Consider the following 19,696-nt stretch of genomic DNA (forward strand, 5'->3'; position numbering starts at 1 on the left):
GCGTCAACGAGGAGAACCATGGCGGCCAAACGCGACCCGCAGTATCCAGACGGCATGCACCCCGGTCTAGTCAGGGGCATTAGTGTCGAGGAACAACGGTACGAATTCGGGGTAGACAAGGTCGTCTTCGGTGTCGCCGCGGCACTCATTCTGGCCTTCATCGGGTGGGGTGTCTACAGCCCGGACTCGGTATCCACGACAGCGAATGCCGCCTTTTCGTGGGGCATGGAGCACGCTGGGTGGCTGTTCAACATCGTGATGTTCGTGTGCCTCGTGCTGGTGGTGGTGATTGCATTCACCCGCATGGGCGAGATTCGCCTGGGCAAAGACGACGAAGAACCGGAATTCAGCCGCTTTTCCTGGATCGCGATGATGTTCGCCGCGGGCATCGGCGTGGGTATCTTCTTCTTCGGGCCGTCGGAGCCGCTGGAGTTCTTCCTCAACCCTCCCCCGCTGACGAACCATGCCGGCACCGAGGAGGCGATGCACGGAGCGATCGCGCAGTCGAATTTCCACTGGGGTTTCAACCCGTGGGCGATTTACTCCCTGGTCGGCGCCGCGATCGCCTATTCGACGTACCGCCGCGGGCGCCCACTGCTCATGTCGTCCCTGTTCGCTTCCATTCACGGGGAGAATAAGAACAGCAGCGCGCTCTCGCGGGTAATCGACATCATGGCGGTCGCCGCGACACTGTTCGGCACCGCAGCGTCGCTCGGTATCGCGGCGCTGCAGATCGGTGAAGGCTTGGGGATCGTCACCGACTGGGAGATCGGCACCACGATCCTTTTGGTCATCATCGCCGTGCTCACCGCCGGATTCGTCGTTTCCGCTGTCACGGGAGTGTCTAAAGGCATCCGGATCCTGTCCAATATCAACATTTCTCTGACGGGCCTCGCGATGGTCTTCATCTTCTTCACCGGCCCAACACTGCTGCTGATCAACCTGATCCCGTCGGGGACGCTCTACTACTTCGACCAGTTCTTCAACATGGCGTCGCGCTCCTTATCGTGGGGCAAAGAGACCCTGGAATTCCAGTCGGACTGGACCGCGTTCTACTGGGCGTGGTGGATCTCGTGGGCACCGTTCGTGGGCACCTTCCTGGCCAAGATTTCCCGCGGCCGCACCCTGCGCGAATTCATCGTGATGACGGTCGTTGTCCCCACTACGATCCTCATTCTCGCCTTCAGCATCTTCGGGGGCACCGCCATCTCGTTCTCGCGCGACGGAGTCCCGGGCTTCGACGGCACGGCGACTCCAGAGCAAGTACTTTTCTCGCTTTTCGACGCCCTCCCCCTAAGCTCCATCACCCCCTACATCCTCGTGGGCATTCTGGCTGTCTTCTTTATCACCACCGCTGACTCAGCATCGGTGGTGATGGGCACGATGTCATCCAAGGGCGACCCGGACTCCAATAAGAAAGTGTCGGTGTTCTGGGGTCTGTGCATGATGGGCGTTGCGGTGGTCATGCTGCTCGCCGGCGGCGAGGACGCGCTGTCAGGGCTGCAGTCTCTGACCGTGCTGATCGCGCTGCCATTCTCCATCGTGATGCTGGCTCTGCTCTTCGCCTTTGTCCAAGATTTACGCACGGACCCGCACTCCATCCGCGACCGGTACGCTGATACCGCCCTGCAGTACGCCGTTTGGCACGGCCTTGAGGAATACGGCGACAATTTCGAGCTCGTCATCCAAGAAGCTCGCGCAGGCGACGGCGCCGGCGAAGGATTCGACTCCACCGACGACAAGTACACCCGCTGGTACGAACGCTCCGACGAGGAGGGCAACCGCGTCGGCTACAACTACGCCGACGACACGTGGGAGGACGGCTACAGACGCGAAGAAGTCGACGACTGCGTCGACGACGATTCCTAGCTATTCCTCGTCCGTGGACAGGGCCGCGACGAACGCCTCCTGCGGCACCGTGACGGAACCGATGGACTTCATGCGCTTCTTACCGGCCTTCTGCTTCTCCAGGAGTTTGCGCTTACGGGAGATGTCGCCGCCGTAGCACTTCGACAAGACATCTTTGCGCAGAGCGCGGATATTCTCGCGGGCGATGATCTTGGAGCCGATGGCGGCCTGGACGGGCACCTCGAACTGCTGACGCGGGATGAGCTCCTTGAGCTTCTTCGTCATCTTGTTGCCGTACCACTGGGCGGAATCGCGGTGGACGATGGCGGAGAACGCATCGACTGGCTCACCCTGCAGCAGAATGTCCACCTTGACCAGGTCGGCTTCCTGCTCGCCCGCCTCCTCGTAGTTGAGGGAGGCATAACCCTTAGTGCGGGACTTGAGCATGTCGAAAAAGTCGAAGATGATCTCGCCGAGCGGCATAATGTAGCGCAGTTCCACGCGCTCTTCAGAGAGATACTCCATATTCTTCATCTGGCCGCGCTTGGACTGGCACAGTTCCATCGTGGTGCCCACAAATTCCTGGGGCACGATGAGCGTCATGTTCACCACCGGCTCGTAGATTTCCTGGAGCTTTCCGCCCGGCCAGTCGGAAGGGTTGTGCACCAGCGACTCCGAGCCGTCCTCGGCGACGACGCGGTAGGTCACGCTTGGCGCGGTGGAAATCAAGTCGAGGTCGAATTCGCGCTCCAGACGGTCACGGGTGATCTCCATGTGGAGCAGGCCCAGGAATCCGCAGCGGAAACCGAAGCCGAGGGCGACGGAGGTCTCGGGTTCCCAGGTCAAAGAGGCGTCGTTAAGCTGAAGCTTTTCCAAGCTCTCACGCAAGGCCGGGAAGTCCTCCTGCGAGACGGGGAACAGGCCCGAATAGACCATCGGCTTGACGTCCTCGAAGCCTGCGAGCGGCTCGGTCGCCCCCTTGTTCGCCCAGGTAACCGTATCGCCGACACGCGTTTCACGAACATCCTTCACACCTGTGATCAGGTAGCCGACCTCGCCCGGGCCGAGGCCCTTCGCCTTCTGCATCGTCGGGGAGACAATGCCGATCTCGAGAATGTCATGGGTGACACCGGTGTTCATCATCGTGACCTTCTGGCCCGATTCGAGCTTGCCGTCGATCATGCGGATGTAGGTGACCACGCCGCGGAACGTGTCGTACACGGAGTCGAAGACGAGCGCGCGGGCGGGAGCATCGGCTCCCTCAGCTGCCAAAGCCACTGGCGGCGGGACCAGCTCGACGACCTTGTCCAAAAGCTCCGGCACACCCTCTCCGGTCTTGCCGGACACGCGCAGCACATCCTCCGGCTCGCAACCGATGATGTGTGCGATCTCCCCGGCGTACTTCTCCGGATCCGCCGCGGGCAGGTCGATCTTGTTCAGCACCGGAATGATCTCGAGATCATTCTCCATCGCCATGTACAGGTTCGCGAGGGTCTGGGCTTCGATGCCCTGGGCTGCGTCGACAAGCAGGATTGCTCCCTCGCACGCGTCGAGCGAACGCGATACCTCGTACGAGAAATCCACGTGGCCGGGGGTATCGATCATCTGCAGAATCGTCTGCTGCCCGTCCGCAGTCGTCCACGGCAGGCGCACGTTCTGCGCCTTGATCGTGATGCCGCGCTCGCGCTCGATGTCCATATTGTCCAGGTACTGGTCGCGCATGTCGCGCGCCTCGACCACGTTGGACAACTGGAGGATGCGGTCCGCGAGGGTCGACTTGCCGTGGTCGATGTGCGCGATGATGCAGAAATTACGAATCCGGGCCGGATCCGTAAACGTCGTCAACGCGAAATTGGTGCTCGTCTTCGCCATCGCCATCCCTCCTGAAAAACTAAGGTCACCATACCGTGAGCACAACATCAGGGAGCAATTGCCGCCGCGGGGTAAGGTGAGCGGCATAAAGGAGGCAAGGCGATGACAGACCACCCCAACCCGTGGCTCGGTGCTCAACCGATGCGCCGCGAATGGAACGCGGCCACCCTGCTGTTCCCCAAAGACTTCGGCCGCTTCGTGCTTCCGCAAAACTTAGGCCAGCTCATGGAGGGCTCAAACGCGCACACATTCCGCACGTACGACGAATTCGCGCACTTCCTCGAGCCGGTCACTGCTGGCCCGCCTGCCAAGAAAAAATCCGCGGCCGCACTGAATCGTGTCTGGTTTTCTGTCGCGCTCACCATCGTCGCGATCGCCCTCATCGTGATCGGCGTCGGATCGACGAACGAGGTCGCATTCGTATTTTCCGGCGTTTTTCTTGGCCTCGTCGCCTTCTGCTTCCGGTTCTTCTCCTTGGTGCAGTTCTTAGGTCACCGCTCATCGGAGGCGCGCCCTGTCACACCGCACCAGCGTCTCGTCGAAAGTTTCGGGGGCGAACCCGCGGCCGTGCTCCCCGTCTTCATCGTCGACCGCCTCACCCTCACAGCGGAAGAAAACGACGTCCTCGATCAGTGCATCGGCTTGTACAACTACTGCCAGGCCAACAACCTGCCGCTCAGCTCCGAGCACTGGCGCGCGCTGACCCAGCAAGCACTCGCCCAAACACGCCTCGCTCGCGACACCGGCGAACCCAAAGCGCTCACCGATCTTCGGTCCAGCATCGAGCGCATGGACCTCTAAATTCGCTTGTCGACGCCCCCTTTCACCCACTACCCTTTGACAACAATGAAGTTTTCGCGCAGATTTTCGCGGCGCTTGACCGATAAGCCGACAGCGCTCGACCAAGGACTGCAGATCCTCAACGGACGCATGGGCAATTCCCCCACCCGAGAGCGTCGCCAGGCAGCCCGCACCCGAGTCGTCCCCACAGGTGACATCTCGCGCAGCATCTTCTACGCCCCCGACATGGACGGGCAGGCAGAACCCGGCGAAGTGGTCTGGTTCAACGTTCCCACCACCCCGCTGAAGGAACGCGCGATGCTCGTCGTCGGCAGGGACAGGCACGATGTCCTCGGCCTGCTCATCTCTGCTAACGACGACCACGCCAACGATTCCGACTGGCTGGCCATCGGCAGCGGCGAATGGAAACCAACCGGAGAACCTTGCTGGGTCCGGCTCGACAAGACACTGTTCATCCCCGAGACAGACCTGCGCCGCCGCGGTGCCCTCTTCCCCGCCCGCCGTTTCGAGCACATCGCCGATCACTTGCGCAGGCACTTCAAGTGGAGCTAACGCGATTTTTAGGTTGAATCCGCCAGCTGTTAAGGTGTGAACGTTATTCGCACCAGCTGAATGCTCGGGTGCGCCGTACACCGCGGGCAGGACCTTGGGTCCGCGGTCGCACAAGCTGCGGTGCTGCACTCCCACTTTCAGTCTGTGACGCCGAATGCATCGAGAATTTTCAACGAGAGTTTCAAGAGGTACCTCATGGCTAACATCAAGCAGCAGCAGAAGCGCGTCCTGACCAACGAGAAGCGCCGTGTCCGCAACAAGGGCATCCGCTCCGCAGTCCGCACCGAGATCCGCAAGTTCAACGAGATCGTCGAGTCCGGCGACAAGACCGCGGCGGAAGCGCAGCTGCGCGTTGCTTCCCGCAAGCTGGACAAGGCAGTGACCAAGGGCGTCTTCCACCGCAACAGCGCGGCCAACAAGAAGTCCAACATGGCCCGCGCCCTGAACAAGCTGAGCTAGTTTTCGCTGGCCAAGATTCCCCGTTCACCATGATGGTGGCGGGGAATTTTTCTTGCGCGCCAAAGTGACACAGACATTTGGCCACCGTATGATCTCCCTCATGAGAAAACTCCGACGGGGTGTGCTCGCCGCACTCCTCGCCGCCACTGTCGCGGTCACCTCACTTCCCGCCGAAGCAACAGCACAACCTGACCTGCAGCAGCTCTCCTCCCAAGGGGCGAGCCAAGCCGAGGGCATCGCGAAATCGCTCAGCCAGTCCGGCCTAGGTTTCCGCGCCGTCAACGTGGACGGCATGATCCGCCCCTACACATTGGTTCTACCGCGCAACTACAACCCGATGCGCGCCTACCCCGTCATCATCGGCTTTGGCGGCTGGAAACACGATGCCGGAGCCACCCGCTCCTACCAGCAACTCGAGCGCGCCGCCGGCGACCGCGCCATTGTCGTGTATCCGCAGGGCATGGGCGACGCGTGGGGCGGCTCCCCATACGCGCACACGTCGATGGGGTCTGACATCCGTTTTGTCCACGCTGTGGTGGACAACGTCGGATCCATGCACAAGATCGACAGGAAGCGCATCTACGCCGCCGGCCTGTCCAACGGCGGCGGCATGGCGGCTGCCTTGGCGTGCCACGCGCCCGACCTTGTCGCCGGTGTCGCCAGTGTGGCTGGCGCGTACTACAACCCCACCGTGACCAACTGTGCTCCGGGCACTGTGCCGACCCTGATCATGCACGCCGACAACGACGGCGTCGTCAGCTTCGACGGCGGTGTCCGCCACGGTGCACCGTACCGCTCCGTGCCGAGTGTGTTCGCTGATTTCGGCCGGCGAAACGGGTGCGACATGAAGAAAGTGGGCACCCACCAGTACGGTAACGTCACAGTGTCCGCACCGGCTGGGTGCGTGGCACGCACCGAAATGCGGAAAATCCGCGGCGGCGGGCACGCGTGGTTCCCCGGCGCGACTGACCAAGCAGTGAAGTTCTTCCTAGGCTAAGACCCCAGTCCAACGATGCCGCGGACGATCAAGAACGTTCCGGCAACAATGAAGAACCCCCCGGCCGCAAGATCGATGTAGGGCCCAGCGCTGAAGAGTGTGCGGCGCACACGCTCCGTGGACACCACCAGGCTGAACCCGATGAACATCAGGAACGCGGTGAACCAGAGTGCGAAGATCACGATTGCCGCGGTGCCGATGCTTGGGCTCGGCGGCAGCAGCGGAGCGACGAGAGCGGCAAGGAACAGCACGATCTTCGGGTTGGACAGATTCGTGGTCAGGCCCTTGAAGAAGCTGTCCCGCGTCGTGCCCAGACGCTCTTCCGCCTCGTCCATGTCCACCGGAGGGTTCTCCCGGTCCCTCCATCCCTGGCGGGCGGTGGTGAACCCCATGAACATGATCCAGGCGCCGCCCGCGACCTGGATGAGCTCCAACAGCCACGGAAACGCATTGAGCAGTGCAGCGGCACCCAACACCGTCAGGGTGATCCAGAAGAACGCCCCGACGTAAATCCCCAGCGTCGCCGCAATAGCGTGCTTACGGGAACGGGTGGCCAGGCGCGTGAGCAGGACAATGTCGGGCCCCGGCGTGGCCGCACCTGCCAGATTCAGAAGAACGATTGCCGCGAGGTCCGCGGGATTCACTTGCTCATCTTCTCCACTAGGTCGCCGCGTTCAAACATCTTGGCCGTGGAGATGGCGTCGGGGGTTCCGGCGGTGGGGTCGGCACCGGAGTTCAAAAGGACGTCGATAAGCTCGTCTTCTTTCTTGAACACGACGCCTGCGAGCGGCGACTGCCCCCGGTCGTTGAGCTTATTCACGTCCGCTCCGCGCTCAATGAGCCCCTTGACCAGGTCGACGTGCCCGGAGTACGCAGCGAGCATGAGAAACGTGTTGCCGTCCTGGTTGGTCAGGTCCACGGCCACACCCTGGTCCACGTAATCCAATAATGTCGCGTCGCCGCCTCGCGCCATGTCGAATAGACGGGTGGCGAACTCTTGCACGTCTGCGGGAATCTCAGTCACGGTGACGCACACTATCACGCAAGCTGCGCGATGCGCCGGACAGCGTCCTCCACCGCGAATTCCGGGTCGCCTCCTTGGCCTTTGACCGTGGCATCCAGCTCGGCGACGATGATCACCGCTTCGCTGACGGCGCTGCCCGACCAGTTGCGCGCGACCTGCATCGTCTTCTTGGCCACAAACGGGTGCATCCCCACCGTTCGCGCGATTTGTTCGGGGTTGCCGCTGGTCTGGTATAGCTTGGCGATGTCGCCGACCTTATTCGCCAACGCCGCCGCGATCGCGACCGGGCTGATGCCGAGCTGGAGCGCACGCCGCGTGCTAGCCAAAGCCCGGTCCGTTCGGCCGGCCACCGCCTGGTCGGCGATGTCGAAGCCGGATACTTCCGCCACACCGGTGTAATAGGCGCGCACCCCCGCGACGGTGATCTCGCCGTCGGTGTCGGCGACGAGCTGCTCGATCGCGGAGGCCAGCTCGCGCAGATCCGATCCCACCGACTCGAGCAACGCCCCGATCACGTCCGGTGTGGGGCGCACTCCGTGGCGGCGGAATTCCGCGGTGACCCAGCTCTGCCTCTCCCGCTGGTTGAGGGGGTTCGCTTCGTGCACCTCGGCAGCTTTCCGGAATTTCGGCACGTACGACTTGTTGCGGCCTTTTCCGCTGTGGGTGATGACGAGGGTCATGCCCGGCGCGGGGTCGAGAGCCGCTCGCAGCAGAAGCTCGGTCGGTTCCTTGCCTGCGAGCTCCGTGTTGGCCACCACGACGACCCGCTCCTCAGCGAACAGCGACGGGCTGGTGGCTTGCGCGAGCTCGGACGCCGTGACGTCGCCGGCACGCAGCCTGGTCACCTCTGCGGCGGGGCCGGCTGCGCCGATGATGCTCTTCGTGGCGCGCTCGGCGAGGAATTCGTCCTCACCGACGACGAAGTGAACCGGCTGGATCGGGTTGACCATGCTGGTCATTGTACGGGTAGATCACCGGTACGCCCTCGCGCGTGACCACCGGCCGGTCCCGCTTCTTGGATTCCCGCACGACCACCACCGTCGTCCCGGGCGGCAGTGGGCCAATGTCCGCCTCGGATTCGACGACGTACGCATTCCGCTTATCGACCTCCACCGCCTCTCCCAACCCCGCCGCCGCAGCCGCGACCACCCCGGCGACGGTGATGGTGATGGTGATGGTGATGGTGATGGTGAGCCGGGGCCGCTCGGCGATGAAGCCCGCGAGAACCCAGCCGTAGAACACCGCCACCGTCGCTGGCCGGGCATTGATCGTGCTGGCGGGAAGATGGGCTCCGGTGTCGGCAACGACGCGGATCCATCCGGCGAGCGGCTGGATCACCCAGAGCAGCGGGGCAGCCAGAGCCTGGTGCAGCTGCGCCAGTATCGCGGCCGCCATTCCCAGCACCGTCACGGCTCCGACAACGGGACTGACGAGAACGTTCGCCACAACTGCCACGAGTGAGACTTTTCCCGCCATCAGCGCAATGATCGGGGCGGTGGCGAGATCCGCCGCAACAGCGACGGACACTGCCCGCCCCACGATGTCGGGCCACCCCAGCGGGGCGAGTGCGCGGTAGATCAGCGGGGAGACCGCGACGATTCCAGCTGTCGCCGCGGTGGACAGCGCGAACGCGTAGTTGACCGCCAAATCTGAGTCCACCAGAACGAGACCGATGACAGACAGGCACAGCACGTGAATCGGCTCTGCGCGGGTGGAAGCGATCACAGCGGTGAACCCCACGAGACCTGAGACCGTGGCCCGCAGTACGCTCGGTTCCGGCCCAACGAGCCCGGCGTAGACGATGAGAGCCAATCCGGCCGCAGCGATCTGCGCGCGCAGACCGAACTTGCATACGCGGGCGACCAACAGCGCCGCGGTGGCGACGTACATGCAGTTCGCGCCGCTGACCGCACTCAGGTGGCTCAACCCGGTGTCGATGTAGGTCTGTTTCTCTTCCGACGACTGGGAAGAGACATCCCCGATCACCATCCCGGGAATCAGCCCCTGGGTGTAGTCCCCCACCGCTGCGTCGACAGCCCCGGTGAATCGTTCGCGCACACCCGCGGCGAAGGCGGCGAATCCGGTCGGCGGGCCGATCACGTCCACATCCCCGTTGAAGGTCACGGAGCCGACTCCGGGGCGGGTGGATTCTTTCGCGGTGCCGGTGACATCGACAAGCGTGCCTGCGACAGTGCGATCCGGAATCTTCTTGGCAAAAACAGGGACCGGCACCGGGTATCCGGCCACGTTCACGTTGACCAGCCAGTCTCCCGAATCGAGCTGTTTCGGCGCCCCGCTGACAGAGCCGTTGAATGTGCTGCCGAAACTCGTCGCCCGTGCACGGGAGCACCGCGCCCACGCCACGGCCGCGGAGCACACCCCGAGTCCGCCGCTGAGAATCGCCTGCCCTGGCTGGCGCCACACCGCGCACCCGACGACAGCCGCCGCGATGACACTCAAAGCTGCCACCGGGCCAGAGAGGATGACCGCCATCGCCGCTGCCCACACCACCACTGCGGCAGGCACCAGACGCAGCTCGCTCATCAGAGGCTGACCAGGTCCTTGATGGCATCGAATTTGGCGGGGCCGATGCCTTTGACGTCGAGAAGCTGCTCAATGCTTGTGAACGTCCCGATGGATTCGCGGTGTGCCACGATCGCCGCCGCTGTCGCTTCCCCCACACCAGGGAGTTCGGTGAGATCCTGCGCCGACGCCGTGTTGAGCGAGATGCCCGAGGCACCCGTGCCACCGGGTGCTGCCGCTCCCGCCCCCGCCGCAGCATCGGGTGGGGCGTCGCCCTTGGCCAACACGACGATCTGCTGGCCGTCGGCGAGCACCTGCGCGAGGTTGAGGCTGAGCAGTTCCGCATCGGGTGACGGGCGAGCCTGTTGGAGCGCGTCAGCCACCCGGGCTCCCTCATCGAGCGTGACCAGCCCTGGCTGCTCAACAGCACCGACGACAGACACGATGACGGTGGAAGGGGGTGTGGAGGAAACGGTGGCATCCGCGGAGTCCCACTCCGGTTCCGGTTCGCCGCCGCGCACGACGAACCATCCAGCGACGAGCAGGAGAACTGCCGCCACCGCGGCCGCTGCTTGTTTCGGGGCGACGGCGAAGCGTGGCTCCGGGTAGTCCACGGCCATGAGGTCTTCCTCCCCGGTGGGCCGGGTGAGTTCGGCAAGGCGTTGCGATACGTTCATGCGGCTCACGCTACGGCCCGCCTGAAGCGCGGCGAAGCGATCCGCATTTTTCCTGTGGATAACCGTGTTGACGCGTCACCGACCTGTGGAATCAGCCGCGTGGCGGGGTTCTAATCTTGCTCGTCGGTGATGTAGAAGACCGACAACCCGATCGCGCCCTCGCCAGTGTGGGCGGCGACAGAGTCCGGTAACGGGGCGAGTCGGACAGTCGACTGCGGGTCGAGCGCCTCTTCGAGCATCTTCGCGAGGGACGCGGCGTTATCCTCGTCGCCGCTGTATTGCACGGCCGCGAACACCGGCAATCCGTCTGCACGCTCCACGACATGGGCGACGAGTTTCGTGAATGCCTTCGACTGGGTGCGCGTCTTGATGGCCAATTCGAGTTTGCCGTCGTTTACCCGCAGGATCGGCTTTGTGGCCAGTAACGCGGCGGACAACACCGCGGTCGTGGCGGACAGGCGGCCTGATTTGCGCATGTCATCGAGCTGGCGGAGGTAAAGCCAGGTTTCGGACATCGCCAGGGTGGCTTCGGCGGCGGTAACACAGCCGTCGAGATCGGCACCGGCACGTGCGAAGGCGGCCGCCACGATCGCGGCGACACCGACCGCCATGCCGGCGGAGTCGGTATCCACTACGCGCACGGCATCGTCGAAAACAGCCGAGGCGCTCACTCCCGCAGACCACGTGGACGACAACTTCTTGGATAAGTGGAGCGCCACGATTCCGTCGTCTCCGCCGCGTTCCAACTGGCGCGCGTACGCCGCTGCGAGCTCGAGCGCGGACAGCCCGGAGGTGGAGGTCTCCTCGTCTCCGACCATGTGCAGATCGAGGACGGTGATGTCCAATTCTTCGGCCACATCCTCCGGGACGCCGGACGAAGAATCAGTGACGACTCGGACAGCCATTAGCGCGCCGCCCCCTGGTTCCACGCCTCGAGGTACCACTGGATGTCATCCCATGACCCGTCTCCGCCGAACCGCGGGCGCGCGGACAGCTGCGAGGTATTCGTGTTGTTCAGCCCCTTGAGCAGAGGGTATTGGGAGTGGTCAAGTCCCAACAGGTTCGCGGTCAGCGCCGCGATTGTCCCGCCGTGCGCGACCAGCAGCACAGCGTGCCCGTCCCATTCGGTTTCGCGCATCAGCTTATCGACGACCGGCCGCGCCCGCTCCGCCACATCCAACCGCGACTCCCCTGACGGCGGTGTCCAGGCTGGGTCGTGCCGCCATGCCGCGCGGGCACCTACAAACGCCTCGTCCACTTCCAGGTGTGTCATGCCCTGCCACGACCCCAAGTGGGTCTCACGCAGGCGGGAATCAGTCTCCACCTCAAGTCCGAGCTTGCGGCCGATGATCTCCGCTGTCGTGCGCGCCCGGCTCAAATCCGACGACACGATCTTGATGATGCCCATGTTGTCGAGCCAGTCGGCAGCGGCGTGGGCCTGGGCCAACCCGACGTCGGAAAGCGGTGTGTCCAGCTGCCCCTGCATACGGCGACCAGCGTTGTACGTGGTCTGACCGTGCCGCATCATAATTAGGCGTCGGCTCATGGCGGCCTACAGATCGTTGTCGCCGGGGCCCTCGCCGGCGAGGGGGAGCTCCTCGATCGTCTCCAGCGAGCGGACGTTCGCATCATCGGCGAACTGACCGGGACGCGCCGGGGGCTCGACGCCTTCCACCTCAATGAGCGGGCAGTCCGCGTACAGACGGTCAAGGCCGTAGAACTCTCGTTCCGCGTCTCGCTGGACGTGCACGATGAACGTCCCGTAGTCCAGGAGCACCCAGCGGAATTCGCGGTTGCCTTCGCGACGCTTCGGCTCCGCCCCCGCCTTGGTTAGTGCGTCCTCGACTTCCTCGACGATGGCCGCCACCTGGCGCTCATTGTCAGCGGAGACGACGACGAAAATATCGGTGATGGCCATGACGTCGGTGACATCGATGACGGCGATGTCACGCCCCAATTTCTCGTCGGCGGCCTGAGCGGCCACGATGGCCAATTCGCGGGCGGTGTCCGAAGCAGTCAAACGTGCGGTTCCTTCTGTGTCAGTTCGGTATCAGTCAGTTCGGGTCGGTTTGTGACATTCTGCGCGTTCACAAGAGGCCGTTCCGGCTCAACCATCGCCAGCTTCATGCCAATGTCGTGCGCTTCAGCCGGCTCCGCGATGCGGAGACCGGGTCAACCTACGTATTGTCCCATGAAGGGTTCAGTCTGGCCAGTTGGCGTACATCTCGTTCTTGGCGATGTACTGCACCACCCCGTCCGGCACGAGGTACCACACCGGGCGGCCCTGGGAGGCGCGCTCGCGGCAGTCCGTCGACGAGATGGCCATGGCGGGGATCTGGATCAGGTGGGTACGGCCGCGGTGGACCTCGGGCAGCATGTCCTCCGTGAGTTCGTAGCCTGGCCGGGTGACGCCGACGAATTCGGCGAGGTCGAACATCTTCTCCCAGTCGCGCCACGACATGATGGAGGCAAGTGCGTCCGCCCCCGTGATGAAGAAGAGCTCGTCGCCCGGATAGAGCTCAGCGATGTCCTTGAGGGTGTCCACGGTATAGGTGGGGCCGCCGCGGTCGATGTCCGCCCGGGACACGTGGAAACGGGGGTTGGAAGCGGTGGCGATCACTGTCATCAGGTAGCGGTCCTCCGCGTCGGACACGCGGCGGTCCGCCTTCTGCCACGGCTGGCCGGTGGGGACGAAGACGACCTCTTCGAGGTTGAAGACATCCGCGACTTCGCTCGCCGCCACGAGATGGCCGTTGTGTATCGGGTCGAATGTGCCGCCCATGATCCCGATGCGCCGGGACATAGTGCTGTTACCGTCCGGCTTCCCTTCGGTGGGAAACGCCGCTGCTGTGTCTGCGTTCGTCATAGCGTGATGGAGTTGCTCGGCTGGTAGTACGGGATCAGTCGCCCCGACGGGTACAGCTTCTGGAACAGTCCCGCGAGACCGGGGATGATGCCGTCTGTCGCCAGCAACGGCACGAGCCATTCCACGACCTTGGGCAAGCTCGTGTCGTTTTCTTTGGCGGAGTGCGGCTGGAGTTTTCTCAACCAGCATCTAGCGGTATCGTACCCCATCCACCCAGCTGCCAAAACGGTCCGCGACAACATTATCCCAGCGGGACGGGCCGACGAAGTACCGGCCGTGGTTGCCGCCGGTAGCCTTAGAGGCGCGGAGAGTCTCGAGCGATGCGTCGCACACACCGTCGAGGGGAAGGCAGTAGTTCGCGCGGTTAGGTGTCGCTGCGGATGTCTTGGAATTGAACGGCGACCAGCCGATGATCCCGCCAGCACCGCCCCCGGCAACACCGATGGTGGCGGGATCGCCCGGCGCAGTCATGGGGTTGCCGAGGTAGACGGCGCCCGCGAGCTGGCCGCGGCGCGCGATTTCGCGTTCGGCGTCTTGGAGGATCATCGCGCCTTGGGAGAAGCCGACGACCACGTACTGCGGACGGCAGCCGGTGGCACGCTGGTAGTCGTCGATCTGGCGGATGACCCCGACTCGGCCCGTTCCAACGGAGCCGACGAAGTCACTGGCGGCTTGAACACCCATGTTGAACAGGGGAAGAGCGTACAGCCCCACAAGGTTCAGGGTCTGGGCCAGGGTGCGTGGAAGGGCGGGAATAGGGCCGTGGTACTCGGGCATGAATGCCGGGTAGTACTCGGGGCCGAGGCCCAGGACTTCCACGCTGTTCATCAGCGAGCGCCCGTTGTGGGTGGCCCGGTAGCGGTTCTCCGAGGTGCGTAGGAACGCGCGGATGTGCTCGCCCTCCCAGCCGTTGGACAGCCATGGGCTTTGGGCGTAGCTGGTGCGCCCGATGTTGGGTTGGCCGGATCCGCGGGCGGCGATGACGGCGACGGCTGGGCATGCGCGGGCTTCAGCCCGATTGGGCGCGACGGGAATGACGGTCGCAGTGACTGCGAGAACGAACGCGAGGACGACGGTGAGGGCGCGACGGCGCGAGAGAAGGTGGGACACGGCGGAGTTCCTCTGAACCTGTGTGAAGTTGTAGGACGCACATATCCTAAACCAAAACTACGGGCGTGTCTGGCCAGTTCCTTCGAGGATCCATTTCGTGCTGGTCAGCTCTGGTAAGGCCATGGGCCCTCGCGCGTGGAGCTTCTGGGTGGAGATGCCGATTTCGGCGCCCATTCCGTACTGCTCCCCGTCAGTGAAGGCGGTGGAGGCGTTCACCATCACGGCGGCCGCGTCGACTTCCGCGGCGAATTTCTGGCACGTGTAGGCGTTCAACGAGGCGATTGCTTCGGTGTGCCCCGACGAGTAGCGGGCGATGTGCGCGATCGCGCCGTCCACGCCGTCGACAAGCTGGACGGCGATATCCATCGAGAGGTACTCGTCGGACCAGTCGGCGTCCGTTGCGGGAATCACGTCTTCCGCGCCAAGAGCAGCGAGCTTATCGACATCCCCGTGCACCCGCACCCCCGCCCGCTGCAGTTCGGTGATGATGCGGAGCTGGTCGGCGGGGGCAAGGGTGGCGTCGATAAGCGCTGTCTCTGTCGCATTGCACACGGACACGCGCCGCGTCTTTCCGTTGAGCAGCATGTCGATGGCGGAGTTCAGCTCCGCGTCGCGGTCGATATAGAAGTGGCAGTTGCCGGTGCCGGTCTCGATCGCGGGGACAGTCGCACCGGTGACCACCGCGTCGATCAGGCGCGCGGAGCCGCGCGGGATGACCACGTCGACGAGGCCGCGCGCGGTGATGAGGTCCTGGACGGAATCGTGGGTCTCGCACGGCAGGAGCTGGACGATCTCGCGCGGCAGGCCGTGCTGTTCGGCGGTGTCCTGGAGGATGGCGACGAGCGCCTCGTTTGACTGGCGCGCGGACTTCGAGCCGCGCAACAGCGCCACGTTGCCGGATTTCAGCGCGAGGCCGAACGCGTCGACGGTGACGTTGGGGCGGGCTTCGTAGACCATGCCCATGACGCCGAGCGGCACGCGGACCTGCTTCATCCTGATGCCGTTGGGCATGACGCTGCCTCGCAGCACCTCCCCCACCGGGTCCTTGAGCCCTGCAACTTGGCGTAGGCCACCCGCGATGCCGTCGATGCGTTCCGGGGACAAGGCGAGACGGTCGATCAGCGCTTCGTCCATGCCCGCTTCACGGCCGGCCTCGATATCGCGGTGGTTCGCGGCGAGAATCTCCTCGGAGTGCGCGACGAGGTTCTCTGCGGCGGCGTGCAAAAGAGCGTCCTTGTCCGGTGTCGGTAGCGTCGCCAACGTGGGGGCGACTGCCTTGGCTGCCCGTGCCTTGGCTAGCACCTCTTCGCGTTCCCGGGTTCTCGCATCAGTCATGCTGGCCAACTGTAGCGGTAGAACTACAGGCGCGAAGCGTAATTGGACAGGTAGTCCGCGTGCACCACCGAACGGCGCTGGTTCGCGGGAAGTTCGTCGGTGTGCTTGCCCAACATCTCGGTGAGTTCTGCGGCGTCGTAGCCGACCACTCCACGGCCGATGGCCTGGCCGTCGGGCCCGAGGATCTCCACGATGTCGCCGGCGTGGAAATCGCCCTCCACCCCGGTGATACCCACGGCGAGCAGGGATGTTCCACCGCGGGTCACGGCTTTCACGGCACCTTCGTCGAGGCGCAGCACCCCTTCCGCGTCGGCGGCGTAGAGGACCCAGAACTTCCAGGCAGAGAGCTTCGACTCGGGGCGGGTGTGGAAGACGGTGCCGACAGATGCGTCGCCGAGCGCATCCTCAATGTGCTCGGCAGAAGTCAGCAGGACCGGCACTCCGCCGCGGGTGGCCAGGCGCGCCGCAGAGACTTTCGAAGCCATACCTCCCGTGCCAAAGACGCCGCCGTTGCCGGCCACGACCCCCTCCAGGTCTTTTCCGCTGCGCACCTCGTCAATAAACAGCGCGCCCGGTTCTTTGGGGTTGCGGTCGTAAAGACCATCGACATCGGAGAGGAGGATCAGAGCGTCGGCCGCCGTTAGCGTGGCCACGATCGCCGAGAGCCGGTCGTTGTCCCCGAAACGCATCTCGGAGGTGGCCACCGTGTCGTTCTCGTTCACGATCGGCACCGCCCCCATTTGCCGCAGGCGGTCGATGGTGCGCTGGGCGTTGCGGGCGCGTTCGCGCACCCCAGCGTCCGACTGTGTCAACAGGATCTGCCCGATGGTGCGGCCGTAGCGGGCGAAGGATTCGCCCCATGCCTGCGCCAGGTGGATCTGCCCCACGGATGCGGCAGCCTGCTTCGTAGCCAAGTCCTTCGGCCGGACCGACAGGCCCAGCGGAGTCATGCCGGCCGCGATCGCGCCGGAGGAGACGACAATGACATCGCCCCCGCGGTCGGTGCGGGCCTCGATGGCGTCGACAATGCGGTCGATTTTGGCCTGGGAGACGGCCGAGGTGTCGTCGACAAGCGAGCTGGTGCCCAGCTTGACCACGATCTTTTTCGCAGAGGCGATCTCTTCGCGCAGGCTCATTAACCTTGCCACCTCTCCCGGTCGGCCTCCTGCCTGTCGAGGAGGTCGTCGCCGTAATCGTATTCGTCGATGAGACCGCGTCGGGCTTGCGAGGCGCGCTTGCGCTCTGCCGCGGACATGCGGTCCGTGCCGCCCAGGCGCGCGTCCCGGCCGCGGCCCGCCATCGTCGGATCGCCGCCGATCGACGGCTCCCAGTCGAAGGAGATCTCGCCGATGGTGACCGTGTCGCCCTCGTTCGCGCCGATCTTACGCAGCTGGTCCTCCACTCCAGCCTTATTCAGGCGGTCCGACAGGTAACCCACTGCCTCGTCGTTCTCGAAGTCGGTCTGGCGGATCCAGCGCTCCGCCTTCTCACCGGTGACAAGCCAACCCTCCGGGTACAGCGGATCGCGCACCACGACAATGTCGTCGCTGCGATCGACTGCCTTCGGCCGGATGACCGTCCGCTGGGCAGCCTCCGCTTTGACCTTCGGCTGAGACTGGCGGCCGGTTTGCACGATCTCCCACAGCGCCCACTTCAGTTCGTCGAGGCCCTCGCGCGTGGCGGTGGAAACCATGTAGATCGGCCACCCGAACGCCGCAGTGAGATCATCGCGCACGAACTCCGCGAGCTCCTTCGCCTCCGGGATATCCACCTTGTTCAAAACGATGATGCGCGGGCGTTGGCGCAAGTCTCCGAGACCGGAGTCACCGTCCTCGGCCGAGAGAAGATCGGCGTAGGAATCCAGCTCCGCCTCGAGTGCCTCGATGTCGGCCTGCGGGTCGCGGCCTGGCTCCAGTGTCGCAGTGTCCACCACGTGAGCGAGCACCGCCGTGCGCTCGATGTGGCGCAAGAAATCGAGTCCCAGTCCCTTGCCCTGGCTCGCGCCCGGAATGAGGCCGGGCACGTCAGCGATGGTGAACGTGTCGTTGCCGACGTCGACCACACCGAGGTTTGGCTGCAGCGTGGTGAAAGGGTAGTCCGCGATCTTCGGCTTTGCCGCCGAGAGGACCGAGATCAGCGAGGACTTGCCGGCGGACGGGAAACCGACAAGGCCCACATCCGCCATGGATTTCAGCTCCAGAATCAGGTCGTGCGCCTGCCCCGGCTCCCCTTTCAAGGCGAACCCCGGAGCCTTGCGTTTCGCCGTTGCCAACGCCGCGTTGCCCAAACCGCCGTACCCACCCTCGGCCGCAATGAACCGGGTGCCGGGAGCGACCATGTCAGCCAGAATATTGCCGTCCGCGTCACGCACAACCGTCCCCACCGGGACAGGCAGCACAAGATCCTCGCCGCGAGCACCGTTGCGGTGGTCGCCCTCGCCGTTACCGCCGCGCTTCGCTTTCACGTGCGGGCGGTACTGGAAGTCGAGCAGCGTGTGCACCTGGGTGGACACCTCGAGAATGATGTCGCCGCCGTGCCCGCCGTTGCCGCCGTCCGGGCCGCCCAGAGGTTTGAACTTCTCGCGGTGAACGGACACACACCCGTGGCCGCCGTCGCCGGCTTGCAGGTGCAGCACTGCTTGGTCAACGAACTGTGCCATTGTCAGGGTGCCTTTCCGGGAGACTGTCCCCAGCTTTCGGGTGGGTGACAGCGAGTGTAATGAGGTCGCGGTGCCGTCGATAAGCGAACGCGCCGTTAGACCCTTGACGGATCCACGGCGCGTTCGAATGAGTGCGGGGAAGTTACGCGGTTGCGGACTTCTCCTCGACGACAGCGTCGTCGACCAAGCCAGCGTCGTTCGCGGCCTCGAGGACCTCAGAGGACACGCCCTCTGCGTCCGCCGGGACGATGTTGACGATGCGACGCTTCTTCTTAATGCCGAACTGCACGGAACCTGCAGCGAGCGCGAACAGGGTGTCATCGCCGCCGCGGCCGACGTTGTCGCCCGGGTGGAACTTGGTGCCGCGCTGACGGACGAGGATCTCGCCTGCCTTGACCTGCTGGCCGCCGAAGCGCTTCACGCCGAGGCGCTTGGACTCGGAGTCGCGGCCGTTCGAGGAGCTCGATGCGCCCTTCTTGTGTGCCATTGTGGTTGCCTCCTAGGTGGACGTCTCGTTTTACTTGATACCGGTGATCTTCAGGGTGGTGTTGGGCTGACGGTGGCCCTGACGCACCTTGTAACCGGTCTTGTTCTTGTACTTGAGGATGTCGACCTTCTTGCCCTTGCCGTGCTCAACAATCTCAGCGGAGACGTTGACCTTGGCCAGATCCTCGGACTTGGAGGTGACGTTTGCGCCGTCGACGAGGAGAACCGGGGTGAGCGCCACAGAATCGCCAGCTTCACCCTCGATCTTCTCGACCCGAACGAGGTCGCCTTCGGCAACCTTGTACTGCTTGCCGCCGGTCTTGACGATCGCGTACATAGCGGGTTACCCCTTTCTTCATCTCGGACGGCGCCGGCATGCCACGGCACCGATCATCATCGGATAGACATTCAAGCGTTTCGGGGTTTTACGTGGAAAAACGTCGCCACCTCGCTCGCATGCGTGCACCCGCGAAGGCGCGCCCCAAAA

22 protein-coding genes are annotated in these 19,696 nt (G+C 64.2%); 5 read left to right on the plus strand and 17 right to left on the minus strand.

The window, feature by feature from the left end:
- Positions 1-18: 18 nt before the first annotated feature.
- On the plus strand, positions 19-1,869 hold the full coding sequence (locus QYQ98_RS03525) for a BCCT family transporter (protein WP_302007384.1): 1,851 nt from the start codon (positions 19-21) through the stop codon (positions 1,867-1,869).
- On the opposite strand, the gene lepA is transcribed toward QYQ98_RS03525, so the two are convergent.
- Complete coding sequence (gene lepA, locus QYQ98_RS03530; protein ID WP_302007385.1) at positions 1,870-3,720, minus strand: translation elongation factor 4; 1,851 nt, start codon at positions 3,718-3,720, stop codon at positions 1,870-1,872. It abuts the gene before it with no gap.
- A 102-nt stretch (positions 3,721-3,822) separates the two neighbouring features.
- On the opposite strand from lepA, the gene QYQ98_RS03535 reads away from it, so the two are divergent.
- The 4 genes from QYQ98_RS03535 to QYQ98_RS03550 all read left to right on the plus strand — a co-directional run bounded on the left by QYQ98_RS03535 (position 3,823) and on the right by QYQ98_RS03550 (position 6,529).
- Positions 3,823-4,521: a hypothetical protein gene (locus tag QYQ98_RS03535; protein ID WP_302007386.1), complete on the plus strand. Its 699-nt coding sequence runs from the start codon at positions 3,823-3,825 to the stop codon at positions 4,519-4,521.
- Positions 4,522-4,596: 75 nt separating this feature from the next.
- Positions 4,597-5,073, plus strand: coding sequence for a type II toxin-antitoxin system PemK/MazF family toxin (locus QYQ98_RS03540; RefSeq protein WP_302007387.1), 477 nt, complete (start codon positions 4,597-4,599; stop codon positions 5,071-5,073).
- 195 nt (positions 5,074-5,268) lie between these two features.
- Positions 5,269-5,532 carry a 30S ribosomal protein S20 gene (gene rpsT / locus QYQ98_RS03545; protein WP_302007388.1) on the plus strand — a complete coding sequence of 88 codons (264 nt, stop codon included), beginning with the start codon at positions 5,269-5,271 and terminating at the stop codon, positions 5,530-5,532.
- 100 nt (positions 5,533-5,632) lie between these two features.
- Positions 5,633-6,529, plus strand: coding sequence for a PHB depolymerase family esterase (locus QYQ98_RS03550; RefSeq protein WP_302007389.1), 897 nt, complete (start codon positions 5,633-5,635; stop codon positions 6,527-6,529).
- Here the strand turns inward: QYQ98_RS03550 and QYQ98_RS03555 are convergent.
- The 16 genes from QYQ98_RS03555 to rplU all read right to left on the minus strand — a co-directional run bounded on the left by QYQ98_RS03555 (position 6,526) and on the right by rplU (position 19,546).
- Positions 6,526-7,173 carry a LysE family translocator gene (locus QYQ98_RS03555; protein WP_302007390.1) on the minus strand — a complete coding sequence of 216 codons (648 nt, stop codon included), beginning with the start codon at positions 7,171-7,173 and terminating at the stop codon, positions 6,526-6,528. The genes QYQ98_RS03550 and QYQ98_RS03555 overlap by 4 nt on opposite strands.
- On the minus strand, positions 7,170-7,502 hold the full coding sequence (locus QYQ98_RS03560; RefSeq protein WP_302007661.1) for an ankyrin repeat domain-containing protein: 333 nt from the start codon (positions 7,500-7,502) through the stop codon (positions 7,170-7,172). The genes QYQ98_RS03555 and QYQ98_RS03560 overlap by 4 nt, the downstream gene beginning before the upstream one ends.
- 65 nt (positions 7,503-7,567) lie before the next feature.
- A complete protein-coding gene (holA, locus tag QYQ98_RS03565) occupies positions 7,568-8,503 on the minus strand; it encodes a DNA polymerase III subunit delta (protein WP_302007391.1) in 936 nt (311 codons plus the stop codon).
- Positions 8,463-10,097, minus strand: coding sequence for a ComEC/Rec2 family competence protein (locus QYQ98_RS03570; RefSeq protein WP_302007392.1), 1,635 nt, complete (start codon positions 10,095-10,097; stop codon positions 8,463-8,465). Before QYQ98_RS03570 ends, holA begins: the two co-directional genes overlap by 41 nt.
- Positions 10,097-10,753, minus strand: a complete 657-nt coding sequence (locus tag QYQ98_RS03575) for a ComEA family DNA-binding protein (RefSeq protein ID WP_302007393.1) — start codon at positions 10,751-10,753, stop codon at positions 10,097-10,099. Before QYQ98_RS03575 ends, QYQ98_RS03570 begins: the two co-directional genes overlap by 1 nt.
- A gap of 110 nt (positions 10,754-10,863) precedes the next feature.
- On the minus strand, positions 10,864-11,658 hold the full coding sequence (locus tag QYQ98_RS03580) for a DegV family protein (RefSeq protein WP_302007394.1): 795 nt from the start codon (positions 11,656-11,658) through the stop codon (positions 10,864-10,866).
- On the minus strand, positions 11,658-12,299 hold the full coding sequence (locus QYQ98_RS03585; RefSeq protein ID WP_302007395.1) for a histidine phosphatase family protein: 642 nt from the start codon (positions 12,297-12,299) through the stop codon (positions 11,658-11,660). Before QYQ98_RS03585 ends, QYQ98_RS03580 begins: the two co-directional genes overlap by 1 nt.
- 6 nt (positions 12,300-12,305) lie before the next feature.
- The gene (gene rsfS / locus QYQ98_RS03590) at positions 12,306-12,773 is read right to left on the minus strand and encodes a ribosome silencing factor (RefSeq protein ID WP_302007396.1); all 468 of its coding nucleotides are present in this window, start codon (positions 12,771-12,773) and stop codon (positions 12,306-12,308) included.
- Positions 12,774-12,953: 180 nt separating this feature from the next.
- Complete coding sequence (gene nadD / locus QYQ98_RS03595; protein ID WP_302007662.1) at positions 12,954-13,556, minus strand: nicotinate-nucleotide adenylyltransferase; 603 nt, start codon at positions 13,554-13,556, stop codon at positions 12,954-12,956.
- Positions 13,557-13,615: 59 nt separating this feature from the next.
- Positions 13,616-13,801 carry a hypothetical protein gene (locus QYQ98_RS03600; protein ID WP_302007397.1) on the minus strand — a complete coding sequence of 62 codons (186 nt, stop codon included), beginning with the start codon at positions 13,799-13,801 and terminating at the stop codon, positions 13,616-13,618.
- Between the two features lie 7 nt (positions 13,802-13,808).
- Positions 13,809-14,729 carry a hypothetical protein gene (locus tag QYQ98_RS03605; RefSeq protein ID WP_302007398.1) on the minus strand — a complete coding sequence of 307 codons (921 nt, stop codon included), beginning with the start codon at positions 14,727-14,729 and terminating at the stop codon, positions 13,809-13,811.
- A 57-nt stretch (positions 14,730-14,786) separates the two neighbouring features.
- Positions 14,787-16,064 carry a glutamate-5-semialdehyde dehydrogenase gene (locus QYQ98_RS03610; RefSeq protein ID WP_302007400.1) on the minus strand — a complete coding sequence of 426 codons (1,278 nt, stop codon included), beginning with the start codon at positions 16,062-16,064 and terminating at the stop codon, positions 14,787-14,789.
- 23 nt (positions 16,065-16,087) lie between these two features.
- Positions 16,088-17,200 (minus strand): glutamate 5-kinase, encoded by a 1,113-nt coding sequence (proB, locus tag QYQ98_RS03615; protein WP_302007401.1) that lies wholly within the window; start codon positions 17,198-17,200, stop codon positions 16,088-16,090.
- Positions 17,200-18,723 carry a GTPase ObgE gene (gene obgE, locus QYQ98_RS03620; protein WP_302007402.1) on the minus strand — a complete coding sequence of 508 codons (1,524 nt, stop codon included), beginning with the start codon at positions 18,721-18,723 and terminating at the stop codon, positions 17,200-17,202. The genes proB and obgE overlap by 1 nt, the downstream gene beginning before the upstream one ends.
- Before the next feature lie 142 nt (positions 18,724-18,865).
- Positions 18,866-19,210 (minus strand): 50S ribosomal protein L27, encoded by a 345-nt coding sequence (gene rpmA / locus QYQ98_RS03625; RefSeq protein WP_302007403.1) that lies wholly within the window; start codon positions 19,208-19,210, stop codon positions 18,866-18,868.
- 30 nt (positions 19,211-19,240) lie between these two features.
- The gene (gene rplU / locus QYQ98_RS03630; protein WP_087117670.1) at positions 19,241-19,546 is read right to left on the minus strand and encodes a 50S ribosomal protein L21; all 306 of its coding nucleotides are present in this window, start codon (positions 19,544-19,546) and stop codon (positions 19,241-19,243) included.
- Between the last annotated feature and the right edge of the window lie 150 nt (positions 19,547-19,696).

Origin of the sequence: Corynebacterium sp. P3-F1, from assembly GCF_030503635.1 — a bacterium.
Taxonomy (GTDB): domain Bacteria; phylum Actinomycetota; class Actinomycetes; order Mycobacteriales; family Mycobacteriaceae; genus Corynebacterium.

Coding starts and splice junctions, on each gene's coding strand:
- QYQ98_RS03525 (WP_302007384.1), top strand. CDS start 19: ATGGCGGCCAAACGCGACCCGCAGTATCCAGACGGCATGCACCCCGGT.
- lepA (WP_302007385.1), bottom strand. CDS start 3,720: ATGGCGAAGACGAGCACCAATTTCGCGTTGACGACGTTTACGGATCCG.
- QYQ98_RS03535 (WP_302007386.1), top strand. CDS start 3,823: ATGACAGACCACCCCAACCCGTGGCTCGGTGCTCAACCGATGCGCCGC.
- rpsT (WP_302007388.1), top strand. CDS start 5,269: ATGGCTAACATCAAGCAGCAGCAGAAGCGCGTCCTGACCAACGAGAAG.
- QYQ98_RS03550 (WP_302007389.1), top strand. CDS start 5,633: ATGAGAAAACTCCGACGGGGTGTGCTCGCCGCACTCCTCGCCGCCACT.
- QYQ98_RS03560 (WP_302007661.1), bottom strand. CDS start 7,502: ATGGCGCGAGGCGGCGACGCGACATTATTGGATTACGTGGACCAGGGT.
- holA (WP_302007391.1), bottom strand. CDS start 8,503: ATGGTCAACCCGATCCAGCCGGTTCACTTCGTCGTCGGTGAGGACGAA.
- QYQ98_RS03570 (WP_302007392.1), bottom strand. CDS start 10,097: ATGAGCGAGCTGCGTCTGGTGCCTGCCGCAGTGGTGGTGTGGGCAGCG.
- QYQ98_RS03575 (WP_302007393.1), bottom strand. CDS start 10,753: ATGAACGTATCGCAACGCCTTGCCGAACTCACCCGGCCCACCGGGGAG.
- QYQ98_RS03580 (WP_302007394.1), bottom strand. CDS start 11,658: ATGGCTGTCCGAGTCGTCACTGATTCTTCGTCCGGCGTCCCGGAGGAT.
- QYQ98_RS03585 (WP_302007395.1), bottom strand. CDS start 12,299: ATGAGCCGACGCCTAATTATGATGCGGCACGGTCAGACCACGTACAAC.
- nadD (WP_302007662.1), bottom strand. CDS start 13,556: ATGTCCCGGCGCATCGGGATCATGGGCGGCACATTCGACCCGATACAC.
- QYQ98_RS03610 (WP_302007400.1), bottom strand. CDS start 16,064: ATGACTGATGCGAGAACCCGGGAACGCGAAGAGGTGCTAGCCAAGGCA.
- proB (WP_302007401.1), bottom strand. CDS start 17,200: ATGAGCCTGCGCGAAGAGATCGCCTCTGCGAAAAAGATCGTGGTCAAG.
- obgE (WP_302007402.1), bottom strand. CDS start 18,723: ATGGCACAGTTCGTTGACCAAGCAGTGCTGCACCTGCAAGCCGGCGAC.
- rpmA (WP_302007403.1), bottom strand. CDS start 19,210: ATGGCACACAAGAAGGGCGCATCGAGCTCCTCGAACGGCCGCGACTCC.
- rplU (WP_087117670.1), bottom strand. CDS start 19,546: ATGTACGCGATCGTCAAGACCGGCGGCAAGCAGTACAAGGTTGCCGAA.